The organism is Pseudomonas sp. RIT-PI-S (genome assembly GCF_025642975.1).
Taxonomy (GTDB): domain Bacteria; phylum Pseudomonadota; class Gammaproteobacteria; order Pseudomonadales; family Pseudomonadaceae; genus Aquipseudomonas.
The window spans coordinates 59172-80242 of sequence record NZ_JANZKJ010000009.1; the positions used below are offsets into that span (position 1 = coordinate 59172).

Below are 21071 nucleotides of genomic sequence, written 5' to 3' on the forward strand. Positions count from 1 at the left end.
CGGATGGCAGTGCCTGGCAGTTAATGGCAGTATCGCGGCACCGATGCCCTGGAGACCGCCGTGCCCACCTTCGACCCCCTGGCCCTCAATGCCTACCTTGAGCACGACCCGCAGCCCACCATCGTGCTGGACACGGACTACCGCATCGTCGCTGCCAACCGGGCTTATCAGCGGCAGTTCGGCCAGCACGGCCAGGCGCCGCTAGGGCAGAAGTGCCATCAGGTGTCCCATGGCTACACGGTGCCCTGCGACCGCGCCGGCGAGCACTGCCCCATGCGCAAGGCCCGCGAGACTGGCCTGCCGGAGCGCGTGCTGCATGTGCACCACACCCCGCGCGGGCCCGAGCACGTGGACGTGGAGCTGCGCCCCTTGCTCGATCCCGCCGGCGCGGTGATCGGCTACGTGGAACGGCTGCGTTCGCTGGCCGTGGCGGCGGCGCAGCCGAGCGAGCACGGGTTGGTAGGGCGGGCGCCGGCGTTTCAGCGGGCACTGGCAGACCTGGAACGGGCTGCGCCCGCGCAGATTCCCGTGCTGCTGCAAGGGGAGAGCGGCACCGGCAAGGAGCTGTTCGCCCGCGCCTTGCATGCCGCCAGCCCGCGCGCCAACGGCCCACTGGTGGTAGTGGACTGCACGGGCCTGAGCGAAACGTTGTTCGAAAGCGAGCTGTTTGGCCATGAGAAGGGCGCGTTCACCGGCGCCGCCACCCGCAAGACCGGCCTGGCCGAGGCCGCGCATGGAGGCACGCTGTTCCTGGACGAGATCGGCGAGGTGCCCCTGGGTACGCAGGCCAAGCTGCTGCGGTTGATCGAATCTGGCAGCTTCCGCCCGGTCGGCGGCTTGCGCACTTTGCACGCGGACTTCCGCCTGGTGGCGGCCACCCACAAGCCACTGCACGAGATGGTCGCCGCCGGCACCTTCCGCCAAGACCTGTACTACCGCATCAACGCCTTCACCCTGCACCTGCCGGCGTTGCGTGAGCGCAGTGAAGACCTGCCGCTGCTGGTCGACAGCCTGCTGCGCCGCGGCAGCTCAGGGCCCTGGCGGGTGGACCCGCAAGCCATGGCGTGGCTGTGTGACTATCACTACCCGGGTAACATCCGCGAGCTGCGCAACCTGCTCGAACGTGCGCAGTTGCTCGCCAGCGATGGCGTGATCCGCCGCCGCGACCTGCCCTTGCACGAGCTCGTGCCCGCGCCGCGCCCTCACGAGCGGGACCGCCTGGCGCAGGCGATGGCCAGCTTCAACGGCTCGCGCAAGGCGTTGGCCGAACACCTGGGGTTGAGCGAGCGCACGCTGTATCGACGGTTGAAGGCGTTAGGGCTGGCGGGAGACTAGTGCCTGACAGGCACCGATAGGCACCTGTAGGCGCCTTGGCCGTGGTAGCAGGGCTTGCCCGCGGCAGCCTTCGGTACTTCTTAACGCCTTAACGTTAACGCCTTAACGCCCGACCGCAGGCAAACCCCGCGGCTACAGGATCTACCCACCTTCTTGCGCTGGCGCGAGCCATGGCGTTACGCCTCGTCCGGCACCACCAGCACCCACCCACCTTCCACTGCCCTGGCCAGGCCGCTGGCCGACAACAGTGGCAATAGCCGGTTGTGCAGGGCAGGCTCAACGAAGCCGCGCAGGGTGTCCAGGTCAAGGTTGCCGCTAAGCGGCAAGTCTGCCTTGGTATAGGACAACCAGGCTTTCTTCAGCGCCAGCAGCACGTCACTGGCGCTGGTGTTGGCAAAGCGGCGGTGGCCTTGGGCACCATCGAACTCAAAAGTGTGGCGGTGGGTGTAACCGGCATCCAGGCCGCCGCTTTGCTGGCAACGAACGCAGGTACAGGCGCCATCGCCGAAGGCCGCGCGCAGGTAGGCGTTGAAGTCGGCGACCGGCTTGAGGGACAGGCGCTTGTCTACTTCGAAAAGGTCAGCGGTGAGTTTTTCTTGCGAGGCCAAGGCGGCTCCCCTATGTGTTGGCAGTGGTTCGGGGCGCCACCTTAGCAGAGGTTGCTGGCCGCTGCCGCCACGAACGTCCAGCGGCAGCCACAAGGTAGGGTTGTGCCCGATCGGCGCCGGTTGCCTTCGCTGTTTCGATTGAAAGCCGGCCATTCATCTGCCTTCTTGCCCGGGCCAAGGAATTCTTCAAGGCGGCGGTGCTCGAACCTGCACGACAAAACGTATTCGAGTTGTTCTATGACTGCCTTGCAAAACCTTGCCTGCTCGAACGCCCGCCCCCACCTGGCCGCGACGCCGGCCCGGGAACTCTATCAAGCACTGATGCGCCAACCAGGGGAAGACACCCTGGAAGCCGCGCGGCTGTACCTGGGCGATCGCCTGGACGAAGCGGCGCAGCTGCCCGGTGGCCTGCCAGCCGACCTCGACCAGCTTGAGCAGTGGGTGGCCGATAATGCCGCCAGGGTGGCCGAGCAGTACGCGGGGTACCTCAAGGCACGCCATGCGGGCGCGCCTCGGCGGTTTTTCAGTAACCGCTCCCACGCGCTGTTCTTCCTGCGCGCGGTGGCACCCACCAAGCTGGTCGACGGTGCCTGGCTGTACAGCACCCTCAGCCATTGGGCGGACGGGCGTTACCATGGGTTGATCCGCACCTATCTGGAAGAACTCGGCGACGGCGAGCCGGCGCAGAATCATGTGGTGCTCTACCGCAAGCTGATCGCGGACCTGGAGTGCGAGCAGCAGGGCGACCTCGACGACAGCTATTACGTGCAAGGCGCCATCCAGCTGGCGCTTGGGGCTCTGGGCCAAGACCTGTTGCCGGAGGTGATCGGCTTCAACCTGGGCTACGAACAGTTGCCGCTGCATCTGTTGATCACCTCGTTCGAACTGAACGAGCTGGGCATCGACCCGTATTACTTCACCCTGCACGTGACCATCGACAATGCCAGCACCGGCCACGCCCACCGGGCCGCGCAGAGCCTGCGCGAGCTGTTGCCGGCCAGCGGCCAGGCGGCATTTATCGAGCGCGTGCGCGCCGGTTATCAGCTCAATGAACTGGGCACCGGCACCCAGGCAACCATCGCGGCCTTCGACCTCGATGAAGAACTGGTGGCGATGTTCGAGCGTAAGCAAACCTTCGCCCAGCACATGCATTCGGACTACTGCAAGATCGAGGGCCGTACCGTCAACCAGTGGCTGGCCGAGCCGGGCGGCATCCGCCCGTTCCTGTCCGCGTTGGAGCGCAAGGGCTGGATCAAGCGCAAGGCCGACCCGGCCGAGAGCCGCTTCTGGCAGTTGATCGACGGGCCCGGCGCGGCAATGTTCGGGGTGTTCAGCGCCTATGAAAAACAACTGCTGGCCGACTGGATCGCCGATGGCTTCGTGCCCGAAGCTGGCCAGCGCCGCGGTAGCACCAACCCATTTCGCAGCAAGTTCCGCGAGCATCCGTTGGCGACGTCTCTGGCGCAGGCCGGTGGGCCTAGCGTGGAGGAACGCGCCGAGGTGCAGGCCGCGATAGGCCATGCCGGGCCAACGCCACGCTTGCAGCGCTTGCTGCCGTTCCTGGCGCCGCAGTGCCACGCGACCCCCGCCGGGCTCTATGCCACGCGGCTTTACGCCCGGGAGCTTGCCGGCGAGCCAGGGATCAGCCGGTGAACGTGGCGCAAGGCTTCGCCCCTGCCGAACAGCGCGAGGAGGGCGCCGCGTTGCTCGCCCTGGGCCGCTGGTTGGCCCAGCAGGGCTATCAGTTCATCACGCCCACGCCACTGACCCATCAACGCAACCTGGACCGCCACCCTGGCCCCGCCGCCGACCTGCGCGATGCCTTCGGCTGGAACCGGCCCTTTGCGGCCGAGCTATTGCCGGCGCCGTTGCTCGAGGCATTGCAGGAGGCCGGGGTGGTGGTGGCGGAGACGCCCGGTTTCTGGCGCAGCGAACTGCGGTGTTCGAGCTTGGGCAACGAGCGGCTGCTGCACTCCGGCTATCCCACCGACGCGGCGGACGCGGTGTTCTTCGGCCCGGATACCTACCGGTTCGCCCGCGCCATCGGCCAGCACCTGCTGCAGCGCCCCGCAGCGCCGGCGCGCGCGGTGGACATCGGCTGCGGCAGCGGTGCCGGCGCCCTGGTGATCGCCAAGGCCTGCCCACACGCCGAGGTGTGGGGCACCGATATCAACCCCCACGCGCTGGCCCTGACCCGGGTCAACGCGGAACTCGCTGGCGCCGGCAACCTGCGCGGGCAGGCGAGCGACGTGCTGCGTGACTTGCCCGGCGCCTTCGACCTGATCGTCGCCAACCCGCCTTACATGCAGGACCCGAAGGGCCGCGCCTACCGCGACGGCGGCAGCGGCCTGGGCAGCGGGTTGTCCTTGCGCATCCTCAGCGAAGCCCTTCCGCGGCTCGCCCCCGGCGGAACGCTGCTGCTGTACACCGGCGTTGCAATCGTGGGCGGGGAAGACCCGTTCCTGACCGGTGCCAGGGACGTGCTCGAAGGTTTCGAAGGCCAGTGGCGTTACGCGGAAATAGACCCCGACGTGTTCGGCGAAGACCTGGTGCTGCCAGGGTATGCCAGCGCCGAGCGTATCGCCGTGGTAGTGCTGGAAGCCACGCGCGCGTAGGCTTCGCATCCGCTCTGTGGGACCGGGCGAAGTCCGGGAACCCTGTCTGCCGAAGTCAGCGGCTAAGCCCACGTTCGCCAGCGTTGCTGGCTCCTACAGGGTTCAGGCGCCTGATTTGGCAGCTGGGTGTGCTGGATTCAGCGATAAGCTGCCGCCACCCGCCTTGTGGGACCGGGCGAAGCCCGGGAACCCTGTCTGCCGAAGTCAGCGTGTAAGCCCAGGCTCGCCAGCTCTGCTGGCTCCTACAGGGTTCAGGCGCCTGATTTGGCAGCTGGGTGTGCTGGATTCAGCGATAAGCCGCCGCCACCCGCCCTGTGGGACCGGGCAAAGCCCGGGAACCCTGCCTGCCGAAGTCAGCGTGTAAGCCCCAGGTTCGCCAGCGTTGCTGGCTCCTACAGGGTTCAAACGCCGGATTTGGCAGCTCGGTGTGCTGGATTCAGCGATAAGCCGCCGCCCCCCGCCTTGTGGGACCGGGCAAAGCCCGGGAACCCTGCCTGCCCGAAGCCAGCGGCTAAGACCAGGTTCGCCAGCGTTGCTGGCTCCTACAGGGTTCAGGCGCCTGATTTGGCAGCTGGGTGTGCTGGATTCAGCGATAAGCTGCCGCCACCCGCCTTGTGGGACCGGGCAAAGCCCGGGAACCCTGCCTGCCCGAAGCCAGCGGCTAAGACCAGGTTCGCCAGCGTTGCTGGCTCCTACAGGGTTCAAACGCCGGATTTGGCAGCTCGGTGTGCCGGATTCAGCGATAAGCTGCCGCCACCCGCCTTGTGGGACCGGGCGAAGCCCGGGAACCCTGCCTGCCGAAGTCAGCGTGTAAGCCCCAGGTTCGCCAGCGTTGCTGGCTCCTACAGGGTTCAGGCGCCTGATTTGGCAGCTGGGTGTGCTGGATTCAGCGATAAGCTGCCGCCACCCGCCCTGTGGGACCGGGCGAAGCCCGGGAACCCTGTTTGCCCGAAGCCAGCGGCTAAGACCAGGTTCGCCAGCGTTGCTGGCTCCTACAGGGGTCGGCGCTTGGCTTGGCAGCTGGGTGTGCTGGATTTAGGGGTAAGCGGCAACCTACCCTGTGGGACCGGGCGAAGCCCGGGAACTCTGCCTGCCGAAGTCAGCGGCTAAGACCAGGTTCGCCAGCGTTGCTGGCTCCTACGGGGTTCAGGCGCCTGGCTTGGCGGCCGGATGTACCGGGTTTAGGGATCAGCTGCCACCTGCTTTGTGGGACCGGGCGAAGCCCGGGAACCAGGTACGCCGGGTTCAGGGAGTAAGCCCAGGTTCGCCAGCTTTGCTGGCTCCTACAGGGGGCGGCGCTTGGCTTGGCAGCTGGGTGTGTTGGATTTAACGGTCAACCGGGGTTCGGGCATCTTTGGCCACTGCATACAAACACAACATCTCCATCGCCAGCGCTGCCGCGGCCAGCGAGGTGATTTCGGCGCTGTCGTAGGCCGGGGCCACTTCTACCACGTCCATACCTATCAGGTTGATGCCGCGAAGCCCCCCGAGGATTTCCAGCGCTTGTACCGTGCTCAGGCCGCCGCACACCGGCGTGCCGGTGCCAGGGGCGAAGGCGGGGTCCAGGCAGTCGATGTCGAAGGTGAGGTACACCGGGTGGTCGCCCACCCGGGCGCGAATCGCCTCGATGATTGCATCCACGCCCCGGCGATGAACCTGGCGGGCATCCAGCACCTGGAAGCCCAGGGTGTCGTCGTTGGTGGTGCGCAGGCCGATCTGCACCGAGCGCTCGGGCGCAACCAGCCCCTCGCGGGCGGCGTGATAGAACATGGTGCCGTGGTCGATGCGCTGGCAGCCTTCATCGGGCCACGTGTCGCTATGGGCATCGAAGTGAATCAGCGACAGCGGCCCGTGGACCCTGGCATGGGCCTTGAGCAAGGGATAGGTGATGAAGTGGTCGCCGCCCAGGGTCAGCATCGCGCAGCCGGCGCCGAGAATGTGCTCGGCGTGCCGTTGGATGCTCGCCGGCACAGTGTCTGGTTGGCCGTGGTCGAAGCTGCAATCGCCGTAGTCGATCACCGCCAGTTGGTCGAAGGGATCGAACGTCCATGGCCAGTGCCGCGCCCAGGCCGACTGCACCGACGCGGCGCGGATGCCGCGCGGTCCGAAGCGGGCGCCGGGGCGGTTGCTGGTGGCGGTGTCGAACGGCACGCCGCTGACCACCACGTCCACGCCAGCCAGATCACGGCTGTAGCGCCGGCGCATAAAGCTGGTGATGCCGCTGTAGGTGCTCTCTGCCGCCGTGCCATAGAGGCTGCCGCGGGTGATGGCCTGGTCGTTGTTCAAGGCTTGTTCCATGGTGAGGTTTCCTTATTGTTCGCGGCTTCGGAAGGCGGTCCACAGTCGAGTGCGCTGGCGCATTGCGTCCAAGCTCATGCTTTGGTCGGCATACAAGCGTTGGCGCAGGTCGCTGGGTGGGTAGAGGTTGGGATCGGTGCGGATGGCCGCGTCCACCAGCGCCGTAGCCTGTGTGTTGGCGTTGGCGAAGAACAGCGTGTTGGTGAGGTCGGCCAACGATTCCGGGCGCAGCAGGAAGGCAATCAAGGCCTTCGCCGCCTCAGGGTGTGGCGCGCTCTTGGGAATCGCCAAGTTGTCCTGCCACACCAATGTGCCCTCGCGGGGAATACGGTACTGCACTTGGTAAGGCCGGCCGGCCTTGCGCGCCTGGTCGGCGGCGGTGGCGGCGTCGCCGTTGTAGGTCAGGGCCAGGCAGGTGTCGCCGGTGGCCAGGTCATTGATCTGCCGGCCGTTGGCAACATAACTCACGTAGGGCTGCAGGCCATGCAGCAACGCGCCGGCAGCGTCCAGGTCTGCCTTGGTTTTGGAGTAGGGGTCCTTGCCGAGGTAATGGAGGGCCAGGCCGATCACTTCCTGGGGGGAGTCGATCAACGAGATGCCGCAATCGGCGAGCTTGCTCGCGTACTCCGGCTTGAACAGCAGGTCGAGGCTGTCGAGCGGCACGCCGGGCAAGCGCTTTTCGACTGCCTGCACGTTCAGCCCTAGCCCCAGGGTGCCCCAGGTGTAGGGCACCGCATGTTGGTTCCCCGGGTCGATCGCGGCCAGCTTTCCGAGCAGGTCGCTGTCCAGCGCCTGGTAACCCGGCATGGCCTGCTGATCGGTGGGCTGCAACGCCCCGGCCTTGAGCAGGCGGGTGAGCATACTGGCCGAAGGCACCACCACGTCGTAACTGCCGCCCGCGGTGAGTAGCTTGGTTTCCAGCACCTCGGTGGAGTCGAAGGTGTCCAGGTGTACCCGGTAGCCGGTCTCGTGCTCGAAGCGTTCAAGCGTTGCAGGGCTTACGTAGTCGGCCCAGCTGTAGAGGTTGACCACCTTGTCCTCGGCATGGAGGGGCAAGGCAAAGGCGAGCAGTGTGGGCAATAACCAAGTGCGCATGGCGGTTATCCGAGGAAGGAGGTGCGGCGATCATGGCCTGGGGTTTAAATTGGAAAAATATCAACGTCAGCAAGCTGACATTCATGCGGAGCAATGTTTGATGTTGGGCCAATTGCACGATCTGGATCTGCAACACCTTCGCTTGTTCGTGAGTGTGGCCGAGGCAGGAGGGTTCAGCGCCGCGCAAGGGGTGCTGGGCCTCAGCCAGCCCACTATCAGCCAGCAGATGGCGCGGCTCGAGACCCGCCTCGGCTACCGGCTGTGCAGCCGGGGGAAGGCTGGGTTCAGGTTGACCAGCAAGGGCGAGCGCTTGCTGTTGTCCACGCGCGAGCTGTTCGCGGCCATCGAACAGTTTCGCCAGCAATCCAATGGCGTGGCGGGGCGTTTGCTGGGCGAGGTGCGCCTGGGCTTTTCCGAAGCCCTGGCCCCTGCCGTCATCCAGCGCCTGGGCGAGGCAGTAGGGCGGTTCCGCCAGCGCGATGAATCGGTGCGCATCGAACTGCTGAGCACCATGCCGGCGGACATGGAACGGCTGTTGCTGGAGCAGCGGCTGGACCTGGCCATCGGTTATTTCTTCAAAGGCCAGACCGCTTTCGACTACCGGCCCCTGTTCTGGGAAGAGCAGGCGCTGTATTGCGCCCAGGGGCACCCCTTGGCCAGCGCCGAGGGTGATATCGGAGAGCTGCTACGGCTCGCGGACTGCGTCGAACACCCTTATCGCTTTCCGCAGAACCCGGATGCGCAGGTGATGGGCAACAGTTCGGCGCGCTCGGAGCAGGTCGAGGGCACGTTGGCATTCATCCTGTCGGGCAAGCACATCGGTTACCTCCCTTGCCACTATGCGGCGCCGTGGGTGTCAAACGGTTTGCTACGGCGGCTGGCCGACCCGCAAGGCGTGATCGAGGTGCCGTTCTACCTTGCCGGGCGCCGAGGCCAGGCCGCCAGCGAGGCGCGGCAAGCGTTCGAGCAGGACCTGCTGGTGACCTTCGGGGCATGCTAGAGGCGCCTTCTCGGCGCGCCCGCGCCGCGCGAACCATTTCGAATTTCAACCCGTGAGGCCGCTATGGATCTAGGAATCAAAGGGCGTGTGGCGCTGATCACCGGTGCCAGTGGTGGCATCGGCCAGGCCACGGCCCGGCTGTTGAGCGAGGAAGGCGTGCGCCTGGTGCTGACGGACCGCGACGGCGAAGGCCTGGAGCAGCTGGGCGCAGGGCTGCCTGGCGAGGCGTTGAGTGTTGTGGCCGACATCACCGACCAGGCAGCCATCGACGCACTGGTCGAACAGGCCAAGGCGCGTTTTGGCCAGGTGGACATCGTGGTGCACGCCGCGGGCGTCACTGGCGCCAAGGGCGACCCGCTGCAGCTGAGCGACGCGGACTACCAAGAGGCCTGGGCCACAGACTTCTTCTCGGCGGTGCGAATCGCCCGCGCGACCCTCCCGGCCATGCGCGGCAGAGGCTGGGGGCGTTTCGTCTGCATCACTTCGGAAAATGCCGTGCAACCGTATTGGGAGGAGGTCACCTACAACGTGGCGAAGGCGGCCCTGAGCGCGTTCATCAAGAACCTCTCGTACAAGGAAGCCGCCCACGGGGTGCTGTGCAACACCGTGGCGCCGGCGTTCATCGAAACCGGCATGACCGACGGCATGATGGCGCAGCGCGCCGAAGAACTGGGCGTGAGCGTTGAACAGGCGGTCAAAAGCTTTCTGGAAAACGAACGGCCGGGCATCGTGCAGCAACGCCGTGGCCAGCCCGAGGAAGTCGCCGCGGCCATCGCGCTGCTGGTATCGGCACGTGGCTCGTTTATCAACGGCGCCAACTTGCGGGTCGATGGCGGGTCTGTGCAGGCAGTGCAGAACTGACCCGCCCGCCAACTGCCACAGGGGGCGGCTCGGGCTAGCCCAGCCCGGCCGCTCCTGCTGCTCTGGGTTACGCCCCCAACGGCGGGGTGCGCGGCGGCACACGCCGCTGGCTGCCGGTCGCTTCGAAAGCGGCGGCGAAGCGCAGCAGGTTCGAGTCGTCGTAGGCACGGCCGGCGAAGGTAAGCCCCACCGGCATGCCGATGTCGGCCATCACGCCCATGGGCACGGTGACCGTGGGCACGCCCAGGTGGCGGATGGCGAGGTTGCCGTTGGCGACCCAGATGCCATTGCTCCAGGCGATGTCTGCCGAGGCCGGGTTGACGTCGGCGTCCGCCGGGCCCACGTCTGCCACGGTGGGGAACAGCACTGCATCGAGGCCTTGCGCGGTCAACCAGTCTTCCAGGTCGATGCGACGGGTCTGCTCCAGCGCACGCAAGCCATCGGGCACGGTAGGGATCTGGTCCCACGGAGTGATACCGCGCTCGGCCATGCGCACGTACTCGTCCATGCCGGCAGCCAGGTCGCCTTCACGGTTGGGCAGGGTGCCAGGGTCGTGAGGGAAGATCTGCGGGCCATCCACGTCCACCAGCCGGTTCAAGGCAGGGTCTCCGTTGGCCTGGAGGAAGTCATCGAACGCCCAGGCGGTCAGGTCCCACAGTTCGTGGTGTAAAAATTCCTTAGACACCAGGCCGCGGTTGAATACCGTCGGCGCGCCGGGCCGGTCGCCTTCGCAATTGGACACCAGCGGGAAGTCCACCTCGAGCACTTCGGCGCCCGCGGCTTCCAGCGCTTGGCGTGCCGCTTCCCACAGGGCGATCACCGAGGCGCGGGTGTTGATGCGTTGGCCGGTCGGGCCACCGATGCCGGGGTTTTCGCTGGTGCCGGCTTCTGGGTCGGCGTTGATGTACATGCGCGGCACACCGAAGCGCTTGCCAGCCAACGCCTGGGCGCCAGCGGCCAACGCCGGGTACGAGGTGGGGCGCACGGCGGAGGCGGCGGGGATGGGTACCCAGGGTTGCAACCGCCAGAGATCGCCGCGGGTGTCCGGGTCGTTGGCGACGATCACATCCAGCACCTCAAGCAGGTCGGCCATGGTGCGTGCGAACGGCACCACCACGTCCATGGTCGGGGTGAGCGGCCAGTTGCCACGCACCGAGATCACCCCGCGCGAAGGGGTATAGGCGCACAGGCCGTTGTTCGAGGCAGGGCCGCGACCGCTGGACCAGGTTTCTTCGGCCAGGCCGAAGGCAGAGAAACTGGCGGCGGTAGCGGTGCCCGCGCCGTTGGAAGAGCCGGAGGCGAAGGGCGCGGTGAGGTAGGCGGCGTTATACGGGCTTTCGGCCCGGCCATAAACGCCGCGCTGCATGCCGCCGTTGGCCATTGGCGGCATGTTGGTCTTGCCCAGGCAGATTGCCCCGGCGGCCCGCAGGCGTTCGATGGTGAACGCGTCGCGGTGCGCCACCAGCTTGGCGAAGGCGGGGCTGCCGGAGGCCGCGGTCAGGCCCTTGACCAAGTAGCTGTCCTTGGCGGTATAGGGAATGCCATCGAGCGGGCTGAGGGTTTCGCCCCGGGCGCGACGGGCATCGGAAGCCTGTGCTTCCTTGAGCGCCTCGGGGTTGCGCACCACCACGGCGTTGAGCGCGGTGGGGGTGTCTAGGCCGTCATAGGCGTCGATCCGCGCCAGGTAGGCTTGAACCAGCTCGACAGCGGTGGTTTGGCCCGCTTCGAGCGCCGCGCGCAGGTCGGCAATGGAAACTTCGGTGACTTCGATCATGCTCAGCGCCATTGTTGTTGTCGGTACAGGGGCGCCATTCTGGCAAGGCCCGAGCCGGGCCGCCAGTCCCTGTCTATTATTTTTAACGATTCCTGCTCAGCGAGCTGCGCTTACGCCTACCGTGAGGGCTTCCGATAGGCGCGGGCGACAGCCCGCTAACCTCAGGGCTGCGCCTGTGCGTTGCGTGCGTTGCGGTAGTCGGCCACGGCTTCGTAAACCGCCTTGCGCAGGCGGTTGATGCCGCCTAGCGGCTGGTGCGCCTCGATCCCATGCCAGGGGCTGAAGCGCATGTTGTCGCAGGCGAGGTTTTGCTCAGGCGTGTCGAAATCCTGCGCAGGCACGCGCAGATGAGCGACCGTATGGAAGGCTGAGTCACTTTCTTTCCACTGCACGCTGGTGTCTTCCAGCGGCATGTAGCGGCTGGCGTCCTGCAGCTGCACCTGGAGGGCGAAGCAGGCGGGTTGCCGGTCGGTAGACAGCTGCTGGTAAAGCGCGTCCCGGAGGAAGTTAGGCTGGTCGCGGTTCATCGCGGGCAGGCTGTAGGCCGGGCAAGCCGAGGGCTCCGGAATTACCCGGAACTTGGCATTGGCATTGCCGAAGCGGTAGGGCGCCACCGAGTAATAGGTAGCGTCCACGGGGCTGTCCGGTGCCTTGCTCAGCGTGGCCAGGGCGATGAACAGGTGGCGTACCTGCCAGGTGCGCGGGTCCCAGCCTGGGAAGAACGCCATGGCCTTCTTGCCCTCGGCCTGAGCGGCGATGTTCTGCCGGTACTCGGCCACGTCGCCGACGAAAAAGTTGGGGTGGTTGAACATCACGAAGTCTTGTTCGTGGCGTGCCTGTTGGCTGGCCAGCAACTGAGCGCCAGGCACGTCCAGCAGCTTGATCGCCATGCCGCGGGCATCGGAGATGTTGTCGAACTGCGGGTAGGCGTTGCCGTTGGACAACCGCACCCACGCCTGCCAGGCCTTGCCGGGCTCGCTGAACACGCCCTGGCGCCAAGGTTCGGGCAGGTCTGCCGCCACGCTCACCTCGCCGCGCAGGCAGCCGTGCGCCTTGGCGTGGGCATCGCGCAGGTAGCGGGTGTCGGTGCGGAACCTGTCGACGATGCGGATGGCGGTCTGAATGATGTCCTGGGTCATGGCAGCTTCCCCAGGCGGCACCTGTTCAACGGAGGCTACCGGGCCCGAGAAGCGCCAGGCATACCACAGGCTGGCGCCGCCCCAACCCAGCAGGCCGAGCACGGCCAACACCAGCAGGGCGCGTGCCAGGAAGCGCCCCAGCCACAGCCAGAAGGCGACGGCGCGGCCGCCCTTGCGCGAGATAAACAATGTGCGTTCGGTCATGGCAGGCGATTCTCCAGCGGGCCACCGAGGACTTTCAGGTATTCGAGCAGTGCCCAGCGTTCTTGTGGTTGCAGCAGCCGGCCGATCACCCCGTTGCCGCGCGGGCCGTCACGGAATTCATGGCCGCTGTTGCGGTTGCCGGTGATGCGGGTGTCGTAGAGGAAGCCGCCGGGGAAGGCCGCGGTCTGGTAGCCGAGGTGCCGGGGGTCGTACTCGAAGGTGCCACGGTAGAAGGTGGTGTCGCGTTCATCCTGGGGTGACAGCATCTGGTAAAGCGTTGGCACCGAGCCGTTGTGCAGGAACGGCGGGGTAGCCCATACCCCGGCCAGTGGGCGCGCCTTGTACGCACGCAGCTCGCGCACGCCGATGGGCAGGTCGAAGCCGTTCATGCGGCCTTGTTGCTCGGGCCCGATGCCGGCGTCCGCGTAGGCGCGCTGCTCCACGAACGCGGTGACCCAAGCCAGCCCCATGGCTACGGACACGCTGTGTAGGTCCAGGTTTGCGGGCTTGGGGTTGACGTCCAGCGCGGCCAGGTCCTCGGCCGACCATTGCAGCGCCGAGAGGTCGAAGCGGTGGTCGGCGATATTATCGGCGGCGGTAGGGTCGGTGCCGATCACGTTGGTGGGTAGCATGTGCAGCGTGGCCACCGGGCGGCCGTTTTCCATGCGCTGCGCAGGCACATGGCAGCCGGCGCAGTTTTCCGTGAACAGCGCCCGGCCCTGGCTTGCTAGTGGCAGGTTCACGGGGCCGAGCACGTCCTCGGGCCACGCGGGTGGAGCGAGCCGTTGCAGGGTTTCTTCGATCCGCGCCAGGTCCTCCACCCGCACGCTGGAGGGGTAACGATCGATGCCGGTGCGCATTTGCCCGGCGTCGTCCCGGAACGCCAGGGTGGCCCCTACGCCCAGAGACTCCCCAATGTTGCGGGCCATGGGCTGCTGCGCCGAGCCATTCCACTGCACCCAGTCGAAGGTCCAGATGTCCCACAGCTGCGGGTAATCCACCGGGGCGTTGCCTGGGCGGTAATTGGCCGGGGTCAAGGCGTCGCCGAAGGTGGCATTGGCGATCCGGCCGAAGGCATCGGTGCGCCCGGGGCCTTCCTGCACAGGATAGAGCCCACGATGGGTGTCGTTCCAGGCGGCGCGCAGGAAGGTGAACAAGGCCTGGCGCAGCTCGCCGCGCAGTTCGTCCTTGCCCTGTGGGTAGGTATCGCCGAGCACCTTGCGGGCGAAGCGGTCGAATTTCCAGGGCACGTAGGCGGTGGCCGCCAGGCTGGCGACCAACGCCTGGCCGAAGCTGCCGCCCCGCAGGGTGGGCACGGTGGAAGGCAGCACATGCTGGGCGGTGCCGCCGTCGATCCGTACCGCGGTGCCGTTGTAGCGCAGCTCTCCGGTGTGGCAGGCAGCGCAGGTGATATCCAGGTAGCGCTGGCCGTCGGCGGGGTTCAAGTGCTGGGTAAAGCCCACCGGCAGCTTGCCGGTGTTGGCTACCGGTGGCTGGCCATCGAACAGAAAGCCAAAGCGGCCCAGGTTGGCCTGGAGCGCGAACGGCGTGGCCGAAAAGGGCTGTTCGAGGGCGGTGAACCACTGGTAGCGCAGCCCTTTAACCTGGGTGCCCTGGGGGGTGGAGTAGTAAAGCTCGCGGTCGGCATCGCTCCACTGCGGCAGATAGTGGATCTGCGCTGGCGGGCTATAGGCCGGCAGGTTCGGCCAGGCGATGAAATACAGCACCACCGCAACCACGGCCAGCAGGGCGAGGAGCAGGGCGCAAAGCAGGCGGGAAACGTAGCGCATGGGTGCCATCCTTGGTGAAATCGGCGCCTTTATGCCTGATCGGTTAGGGTACTGGCAAGTTGCTATTCGCTGTACGGTCACTCAATCGGCACTCACCGCAGTGCGCCGGATGCAGGCTGATGGGTAATTTTTCATACAGGTATTTAAGGCGCCGCCCGTTTGAAAGCCGGCCCGAGCGACCTATACCGTGGTATCTGGATCCCACATCAGGCGTGCACACCGGCATGGACATGCGTTACTACAATCGCCGCCAGGCGCCACCGATCAGCTTCGCCTATCGGAGCAAGGGCGGCGAAATCAGCGAGCACACCTTGCTCTATTGGCAGCAGAACCACTTGGCACTGCAGGGCCGCGAGCGCACCGGCGCATTCGCCAGCTTCTCCAAGGCGCGGATCGTGACCGTGCACGCCGGCGGCGATTGGCTGAACAAGGGCCAGGCGCGGCTGGCACCCGATCCGTTGGCGCGGATCGCCGGTGGGGTCAGCCCGCGGATCTACTTCCTTGGCTTCACCGCCGCGGAACGCTTCCCCCTCGAGCTGCTGGCCTCGGAAAAAGGCCTGCATGTGGTGCCGGCCTTGCAGCGCCAGCTGGAGTTCTGCTGCTGTGGGCCACGGGTGCGCTGGCGCGACCTGCAGCAGGCGTTCGACCGCCAGGCCTGGGTGTTCCACCCGCAGCAGCTGAGGGCGGCGCTGGAGACCGGCGAACTGCCGGAGCATCACCCCTACCTGTTCTGAGTGCCATGGCTATTGGGCGTGAGCGTTCCACTTGCGCGCGATGGCATCGTAGATGCCATTGGCGCGTACCGTCGCCAGTGCGGCGCGAGCCCGCTCAACGGTTTCGGCAGGGGTGCCCAGGCTGAACGCCATCTCCAGGCCTTCGCCCTGGCTGATGTCGGTCAGAGGCACGCTCACCCGCAGGGTTTTTTCCGGGTCATCGCCTAGCCGGCGGGCGATGTAATCGGCGTTGAGGTCGTTGGCGATCCACAGGTCCACATGGCCTTGCATCAGCTTCTGGTAGCCGAGCTCGTAGCGGATGCTCGACTGCAGCCCGTGGCCCAGGCTGAACCCCTTTTGCTTGAGGTATTGCTCGCCGGCGTCCTCGTTGACGGTGCCGATCTGGTAGGCGCGGGCGGCTTCCAGGGAATCTACCTGCAGCCCGCGCGACGCGCGGGAATAAAGGCTCCACCGGGTGGGGGCGATGATCCCGACCCAGTTGAAGCGTGTTTCGCGTTCCGGTGTACGGGCGATGGAGTAGATCAGCACGTTGTCCTGGTGCAGCGCCAGGTCATAGGCCCGTGCCCACGGCATGACCTCGATCCGCGCGCTCAGGCCCGCTTCAGCCAGCACGGCCCGCACCACCTCGGTGCTCATCCCGGTGACTTCGCCGCCGTCGGTCATGTTGAACGGCGGCAGCTCCTCAGTAAGCACCCGCAGCGGGCCCGCCTGGGCAGGGGCCGCAAGGGCAAGCAATGCAGCTGCGACCGACACCACAACGCCCAGGGCCAGGGCGGTGGTACGGGTGCGCAATGACGCAGGCATGAAGACCTCCAGCCCTAGGCGAAAAGGCAGTGATTGAGCCCAGCATATCGGCGCGCCCCGAACGCGCTTGAAGACCGCCCGGCAGTTGCACTGGGCATGAAAAAGCCCGGCATGGGCCGGGCTTGTGGGAATGCAGGGCGCTTCAGGCCTGGCGCCAAACCACGCATTCGATGCCGAATTTTTCCGCCATGGGCTTGCTGGTCTTGCGCACTTTCTCCAGGCCGAACCGGCCGATGCGGCCTACGCCAGCGTCGCAACTTGCCCAGTGCCAAGCCTCGGCATTGTCCATGTTGTCAGCGCGAATGATGAACGACTTGGCCGCCCCGTGCTGGGTGTAATCGATCACGAATAGTTTTGCGTTCATGGGGAATTGTCCTCCTTGTTCAGCAAGAGAAAGCCTGGCGCGCCAATAATTCCATTCAGGCGGCGGGCGGTCGGCTGGCAGGGGCCAGTCAGCGCAAGCAGAACAGCGCCACTTCAGGTGCCTCGCTCACCCATTGATGGCTGACCTTCCAGCCGCCGCGCGCGGCAAGGGCAGTGAAGGAGGCTGGGGTGAACTTGTGGCAGTTTTCCGTGTGCAACGTCTCGCCCTGGGCGAATGTGAACGCCTGGCCGTGCACCGTCACCTGCTGCTCGCAGGCGCTGACCAGGTGCATTTCGATACGTTGCTCAACGGCGTTCCAGCGCGCCTCATGGTGAAAGTGCTCAAGATTGAAGTTCGCGCCCAGCTCGCGGTTCATCCGCACCAGCAGGTTTTTATTGAAACGGGCGGTGACCTGTTCGGCGTCGTCGTATGCGGCACGCAGGATGGCCGGATCCTTGACCAGGTCCACGCCGATGATGAACACCGCGTCACGCCCCAGCAGCCGGCGGGCACCGCGCAAGAACGCGGCGGCTTGCTCGGCGGTGAAGTTGCCCAGGGTGGAGCCGGGGAAAAACCCTACCCGTGGGAGCCGGGCCACTTGCGCCGGCAGGTGCAGCGCGCGAGTGAAGTCATCTGCCAGCGGGGCCAGCTGCAGGGCCGGGTACGCCTGGCGCAGTTGCTCGCAGGCGCCGGCGAGGGCCTCGCGGCAGATGTCGATGGGCACATAAGCCCCCAGTTGCGGCGCGGCATCCAGCAACAGGCGGGTTTTTTCGCTGGCGCCGCTGCCGAACTCGACCAGCGCGGCGCCCTCGGGGATCAGCGCCGCCATTTCGCCCACGCAACCCCGCAACAGCGCCATTTCGGCGCGGGTGGGGTAGTACTCGGCGGTCCGGCAGATGGCCTCGAACAGCAAGGAGCCGGCTTCGTCATAGAAATACTTGGGCGAGAGCTGCCGCGGCCGGGTATTGAGCGCCGCCAACACGTGTGCGGCGAAGCCTTCGCCCTCGGCGCTTGCTTCACGGGGCGCCGGCACTTCGCTCATGCTGCCGCGAGGTGGCTCCGGCTGGCGTTTACCGGCACTGTCCCGGGCCAGGCGCAGGCCGCTGAACGCCCAGCGTGCGCTGGCTGGGAAGAAATTGCGGTAGCTGGGGCGGCTGTGCCCAGGCGGGGTCACGCTGGCACCACCACGCAATATCAGCTGGTTGACCATGAACTTGCCGTTGTATTCACCCACGGCACCCGCCGCCGGGCGAAAGCCGGGGTAGGGCGCATACGCGCTGCGGGTCCACTGCCAGGCCACGTTGTCCACTTGCTCGAGCAGCCCGGCCGTGGCGGCGACTTCCCATTCCGCTTCGCTTGGCAGCCTGGCGCCGGCCCATTCGGCGAAGGCGGCCGCTTCGAAGTAGCTCACATGGCTGACCGCGGAGTTAGGGTCCAGCGGCTGAAGGCCGCGCAGGGTCATGACTTGCCAGCCAGCGGCGATGTCCTGGCGTTGTTCGGCCACGGGGCGCCAATACAGCGGCGCCTCCCACCCCTGGGCCTGCACCGTGGCCCAGCCTTCGGACAGCCACAGCGCCGGGTTGCGGTAGCCACCGGCGGCGATGAACTCCAGCCATTGCCCGTTGGTCACCAGGCGGTCGCAGATCTCGAACGGCTCGAGCCACTGGCGATGCCGCGGGCCTTCGTTGTCGAAGGCGAAACCACCGCCTTCATGGCCAATGTCCAGCAGCCCGCCGCCGTGGGCACGATAGCGGCCGCGACGCCCGGCGCTGTCCTTGGGCCAGGCGGCGCTGTAAGCCGGCGCCAGCGGGGACAGGCTGAACAGGTGGAGGATGTCCATCAGGATCAGTTCCTGATGTTGCTGTTCGTGCTGCAGGCCAAGCTCGATCAACGCTTGCTGCTGCTCATCGAGCGGGCCTTGAAGCAAGCGCGCCATGTGGGCGTCCACGTGTTTGCGGTAGGCGAGCACCTGCTCGACCGCGGGCCGGGTCAGCATGCCGCGCTGTGGCCGGGGCTGGCGTGGGCCGACGGCCTCGTAGTAGGAATTGAAGAGGTAGCCGAACGCCGGGTCGAACGGCTGGTAGCCAGGCAGCCCGGGGGTGAGCAGGAAGGTCTCGAAGAACCAGGCGGTGTGGCCCAGGTGCCACTTGGTCGGGCTGGCATCGGCCATGGACTGCGCGGCCATGTCCTCGGCGCTGAGCGGTACCGCCAACCGCTCGCTGTGCTGGCGCACGGTTCGATAGCGTTCGCGCAGCGCGCTGGGATCGGTTTGGGGCATTGCCAGTAGCGTGGGGGAGGTGCTCATGGGTTCCTACGGCTCCGTCGAGGGTGACGATGGGAAGCGTGGGGCAGCGTTCGCTCGGTGATGCTGGTTGAACGGTTTCAGGACTCCAGCAGTTCCAGGGTCTTGGCATCCTCTTCACCGGCGAAATAGTGCGCGAGCACCGCCGTGAACAGTTCGTCGCCATGGGAGGCCCGGGCGAACAGGGTGATGCTTGAGTGAAGCTTAAGGGCGTCGAGTTCGCCAAATACCGCCTCGGCGCTTTTCCCCCGCAAGCTCAGCAATGCCTCGCAGCACTCCCGCAGGCGCCCGGCCAGTTCAGGCTGAGCGAGGTAGGCCACGGCCTCGGCCGAGCCGCTGATGCCATAGAACTGCGCCGTGTCGCTGCGGCCCAAGCCGCGCAATTGAGGAAACACGAACCACATCCAATGGCTGCTCTTGCGACCAGCGCGCAGTTCTTTCAGCGCCTGGGCATAAACGGACGCCTGGGCGTCGAGAAAACGTTGCAGGTCGTAGGGCTCGCTCATCTCGGCCTCGCTTGGCAGGGGTTCAAGTACTGGACATTCGTGGCCTTGAGAGTTCCGTGAGTTGAACCGTGGCTGCCCGCCACCGGTCCGATTGAGCATCCAACCGAGAGGAGCGGCGACCCGTGGCGGACATTCGAATCGGTATCTCCGGCTGGCGTTATGCGCCCTGGCGCGGCGATTTCTACCCCAAGGGGCTGACCCAGGCCAACGAACTGGCATTTGCTTCCCGGGCGGTGCGTGCCATCGAAATCAACGGCTCGTTCTATGCATTGCAAGCGCCTGACCGCTACGCCGACTGGTATGCCGCGACCCCCAAGGGCTTCAAGTTCAGCGTCAAGGGGCCGCGCTACATCACCCACACCCGTCGGCTGCGGGATATCGAAGTGCCGTTGGCCAACTTTTATGCCTCCGGAGTGTTTCAGCTTAAAGAAAAGCTCGGGCCGTTCCTGTGGCAGTTCCCGCCCAACTTCCGTTTCGATCCCGAGCGGTTCGAAGCCTTCCTCAGCCAGCTTCCCCGCACCGGGGCGCAGGCCAAGGCACTGGCCAAAGGCGCGGACGCCCGCTTGCACAAACCTGGCTACTTGGACATTCCAACCCGCGCCAAGCTGCGCCACGCGGTGGAGATCCGCCATGAGAGCTTCGCCAACGAGGCCTTCGCGCAGATGCTGCGGCGGCAGAACGTAGCCTTGGTAGTGGCCGATACCGCCGGTAAATGGCCGTATGCCGAGGACCTGACCGCGGACTTCGTCTACATCCGCCTGCACGGCGACGCGAAGTTATATGAAAGCGGCTACTCGGATGACGCCCTGGACCGCTGGCAGCAGCGCATCGCTTGCTGGAGCCAGGGCAGGCAGCCGGCCGACGCCAGGACCCTCAGCAAGGCCAAGCCCCGGCCGCGCAAGGGCCGTGACGTGTTCTGCTTCTTCGATAACGACATCAAGGTGCGCGCCCCTTACGACGCACGTGGCCTGTTGCGCCGGCTGGACCTGGAAGGCGGGCTGGCGACGACCCCAGGCGAGCCACCGGCCGAGGACATGTGGTGAGCCCGCGGCCGTGCGTTTACCTGGCCGGTTTCGATGTGTTTCGTAGCGACGCGTTCGAGCGGGGCGTGCAGCTCAAGGCGCTGTGTGCCGCACACGGCCTGGAGGGGCTATACCCGCTGGACAATGCCCTGCCAGCAGCGCTGGAAGGCGAGCCGGCAGCGCGCTGGATCTACCAGCAGAACGTGGGGCTGATCCGTCGCAGCGACGCGTTGCTGGCCAATCTCAACCCCTTCCGGGGCGCCGAGCCGGACTCGGGTACGGTGTTCGAAGTGGGGATGGCGGTGGCTTTGGGAAAACCGGTGTGGGCGTGGTTCGATCCGGCTGGGGATCTACGGACGCAAATACCTCACGATGCCACGGGCCGAGACGCCCAGGGCCTTGCCGTGGAGGACTTCGGCCTTGCCCGAAACCTGATGCTGGCCTGCGCCTGGCACGGCTATAGCACCACCGCCGAACAAGGTGTGGCGGCGCTGGCGGCTTACCTGGAGGCTGCAAAGTAGTGGCGCCAAAAGCGTTTGCACGGTTGTGTTTCATGCGCCATCTGTTTTTGCGACAGGCGGCTCATTTTGGATCATAGTCGAAACGTGCCTGCTGAAAGG

18 protein-coding genes are annotated in these 21071 nt (G+C 66.2%); 8 read left to right on the forward strand and 10 right to left on the reverse strand.

All coding sequences use genetic code 11. The annotated features are described in order from the left end of the window. Positions 1–60 precede the first annotated feature (60 nt). Positions 61–1335 carry a sigma 54-interacting transcriptional regulator gene (locus OGL93_RS14045; RefSeq protein WP_263263327.1) on the forward strand — a complete coding sequence of 425 codons (1275 nt, stop codon included), beginning with the start codon at positions 61–63 and terminating at the stop codon, positions 1333–1335. Positions 1336–1511: 176 nt separating this feature from the next. On the opposite strand, the gene OGL93_RS14050 is transcribed toward OGL93_RS14045, so the two are convergent. Continuing rightward, positions 1512–1943, reverse strand: a complete 432-nt coding sequence (locus tag OGL93_RS14050) for a hypothetical protein (RefSeq protein WP_263263328.1) — start codon at positions 1941–1943, stop codon at positions 1512–1514. Between the two features lie 237 nt (positions 1944–2180). Here OGL93_RS14050 and OGL93_RS14055 point away from each other — a divergent pair, with 237 nt between their 5' ends. Continuing rightward, a complete protein-coding gene (locus OGL93_RS14055; RefSeq protein WP_263263329.1) occupies positions 2181–3596 on the forward strand; it encodes an iron-containing redox enzyme family protein in 1416 nt (471 codons plus the stop codon). Next, positions 3593–4558, forward strand: coding sequence for a class I SAM-dependent methyltransferase (locus OGL93_RS14060; protein WP_263263331.1), 966 nt, complete (start codon positions 3593–3595; stop codon positions 4556–4558). Before OGL93_RS14055 ends, OGL93_RS14060 begins: the two co-directional genes overlap by 4 nt. Positions 4559–5884: 1326 nt before the next feature. Here the strand turns inward: OGL93_RS14060 and speB are convergent. Then, positions 5885–6856, reverse strand: coding sequence for an agmatinase (gene speB / locus OGL93_RS14065; RefSeq protein ID WP_263263332.1), 972 nt, complete (start codon positions 6854–6856; stop codon positions 5885–5887). 12 nt (positions 6857–6868) lie between these two features. Continuing rightward, positions 6869–7951, reverse strand: coding sequence for an extracellular solute-binding protein (locus OGL93_RS14070; RefSeq protein ID WP_263263333.1), 1083 nt, complete (start codon positions 7949–7951; stop codon positions 6869–6871). Positions 7952–8051: 100 nt separating this feature from the next. Between OGL93_RS14070 and OGL93_RS14075 the strand changes: the two genes are divergently transcribed. Together OGL93_RS14075 and OGL93_RS14080 are read left to right on the forward strand one after the other, a co-directional pair. Further along, positions 8052–8951 (forward strand): LysR family transcriptional regulator, encoded by a 900-nt coding sequence (locus tag OGL93_RS14075; RefSeq protein WP_263263334.1) that lies wholly within the window; start codon positions 8052–8054, stop codon positions 8949–8951. A gap of 63 nt (positions 8952–9014) precedes the next feature. Continuing rightward, complete coding sequence (locus tag OGL93_RS14080; protein ID WP_263263335.1) at positions 9015–9812, forward strand: SDR family oxidoreductase; 798 nt, start codon at positions 9015–9017, stop codon at positions 9810–9812. A 67-nt stretch (positions 9813–9879) separates the two neighbouring features. Here the strand turns inward: OGL93_RS14080 and OGL93_RS14085 are convergent, their stop codons facing one another. The 3 genes from OGL93_RS14085 to OGL93_RS14095 all read right to left on the reverse strand — a co-directional run bounded on the left by OGL93_RS14085 (position 9880) and on the right by OGL93_RS14095 (position 14719). Then, positions 9880–11586, reverse strand: a complete 1707-nt coding sequence (locus OGL93_RS14085; protein ID WP_263263337.1) for an amidase — start codon at positions 11584–11586, stop codon at positions 9880–9882. A 161-nt stretch (positions 11587–11747) separates the two neighbouring features. Beyond that, complete coding sequence (locus tag OGL93_RS14090; RefSeq protein ID WP_263263338.1) at positions 11748–12929, reverse strand: catalase family protein; 1182 nt, start codon at positions 12927–12929, stop codon at positions 11748–11750. Continuing rightward, entirely contained in the window at positions 12926–14719 is a 1794-nt protein-coding gene (locus tag OGL93_RS14095) for a di-heme-cytochrome C peroxidase (RefSeq protein WP_263263339.1), read from the reverse strand. Before OGL93_RS14095 ends, OGL93_RS14090 begins: the two co-directional genes overlap by 4 nt. A 230-nt stretch (positions 14720–14949) precedes the next feature. Between OGL93_RS14095 and OGL93_RS14100 the strand changes: the two genes are divergently transcribed. After that, the gene (locus OGL93_RS14100) at positions 14950–15453 is read left to right on the forward strand and encodes a hypothetical protein (RefSeq protein ID WP_263263340.1); all 504 of its coding nucleotides are present in this window, start codon (positions 14950–14952) and stop codon (positions 15451–15453) included. Between the two features lie 9 nt (positions 15454–15462). Here the strand turns inward: OGL93_RS14100 and OGL93_RS14105 are convergent, their stop codons facing one another. The 4 genes from OGL93_RS14105 to OGL93_RS14120 all read right to left on the reverse strand — a co-directional run bounded on the left by OGL93_RS14105 (position 15463) and on the right by OGL93_RS14120 (position 19429). Then, a complete protein-coding gene (locus tag OGL93_RS14105; RefSeq protein WP_263263341.1) occupies positions 15463–16257 on the reverse strand; it encodes a transporter substrate-binding domain-containing protein in 795 nt (264 codons plus the stop codon). A 142-nt stretch (positions 16258–16399) separates the two neighbouring features. Then, entirely contained in the window at positions 16400–16621 is a 222-nt protein-coding gene (locus tag OGL93_RS14110) for a DUF6555 family protein (RefSeq protein WP_263263342.1), read from the reverse strand. A gap of 88 nt (positions 16622–16709) precedes the next feature. After that, positions 16710–18926: an ergothioneine biosynthesis protein EgtB gene (gene egtB, locus OGL93_RS14115; RefSeq protein WP_263263344.1), complete on the reverse strand. Its 2217-nt coding sequence runs from the start codon at positions 18924–18926 to the stop codon at positions 16710–16712. A gap of 77 nt (positions 18927–19003) precedes the next feature. Further along, positions 19004–19429, reverse strand: a complete 426-nt coding sequence (locus OGL93_RS14120; protein WP_263263345.1) for a DUF1810 domain-containing protein — start codon at positions 19427–19429, stop codon at positions 19004–19006. Between the two features lie 122 nt (positions 19430–19551). On the opposite strand from OGL93_RS14120, the gene OGL93_RS14125 reads away from it, so the two are divergent. Together OGL93_RS14125 and OGL93_RS14130 are read left to right on the forward strand one after the other, a co-directional pair. Continuing rightward, positions 19552–20472 carry a DUF72 domain-containing protein gene (locus OGL93_RS14125; RefSeq protein WP_263263346.1) on the forward strand — a complete coding sequence of 307 codons (921 nt, stop codon included), beginning with the start codon at positions 19552–19554 and terminating at the stop codon, positions 20470–20472. Continuing rightward, positions 20469–20972: a nucleoside 2-deoxyribosyltransferase gene (locus tag OGL93_RS14130; RefSeq protein ID WP_263263348.1), complete on the forward strand. Its 504-nt coding sequence runs from the start codon at positions 20469–20471 to the stop codon at positions 20970–20972. Before OGL93_RS14125 ends, OGL93_RS14130 begins: the two co-directional genes overlap by 4 nt. Positions 20973–21071: the final 99 nt, after the last annotated feature.

Bases quoted from the DNA above. Each gene is read 5' to 3' on its own strand.
- OGL93_RS14090 (WP_263263338.1), bottom strand. From the start codon at position 12,929: ATGACCGAACGCACATTGTTTATCTCGCGCAAGGGCGGCCGCGCCGTC.
- OGL93_RS14110 (WP_263263342.1), bottom strand. From the start codon at position 16,621: ATGAACGCAAAACTATTCGTGATCGATTACACCCAGCACGGGGCGGCC.
- OGL93_RS14085 (WP_263263337.1), bottom strand. From the start codon at position 11,586: ATGATCGAAGTCACCGAAGTTTCCATTGCCGACCTGCGCGCGGCGCTC.
- OGL93_RS14080 (WP_263263335.1), top strand. From the start codon at position 9,015: ATGGATCTAGGAATCAAAGGGCGTGTGGCGCTGATCACCGGTGCCAGT.
- OGL93_RS14055 (WP_263263329.1), top strand. From the start codon at position 2,181: ATGACTGCCTTGCAAAACCTTGCCTGCTCGAACGCCCGCCCCCACCTG.
- OGL93_RS14120 (WP_263263345.1), bottom strand. From the start codon at position 19,429: ATGAGCGAGCCCTACGACCTGCAACGTTTTCTCGACGCCCAGGCGTCC.
- OGL93_RS14100 (WP_263263340.1), top strand. From the start codon at position 14,950: ATGCGTTACTACAATCGCCGCCAGGCGCCACCGATCAGCTTCGCCTAT.
- egtB (WP_263263344.1), bottom strand. From the start codon at position 18,926: ATGAGCACCTCCCCCACGCTACTGGCAATGCCCCAAACCGATCCCAGC.
- OGL93_RS14075 (WP_263263334.1), top strand. From the start codon at position 8,052: ATGTTGGGCCAATTGCACGATCTGGATCTGCAACACCTTCGCTTGTTC.
- speB (WP_263263332.1), bottom strand. From the start codon at position 6,856: ATGGAACAAGCCTTGAACAACGACCAGGCCATCACCCGCGGCAGCCTC.
- OGL93_RS14070 (WP_263263333.1), bottom strand. From the start codon at position 7,951: ATGCGCACTTGGTTATTGCCCACACTGCTCGCCTTTGCCTTGCCCCTC.
- OGL93_RS14095 (WP_263263339.1), bottom strand. From the start codon at position 14,719: ATGCGCTACGTTTCCCGCCTGCTTTGCGCCCTGCTCCTCGCCCTGCTG.
- OGL93_RS14105 (WP_263263341.1), bottom strand. From the start codon at position 16,257: ATGCCTGCGTCATTGCGCACCCGTACCACCGCCCTGGCCCTGGGCGTT.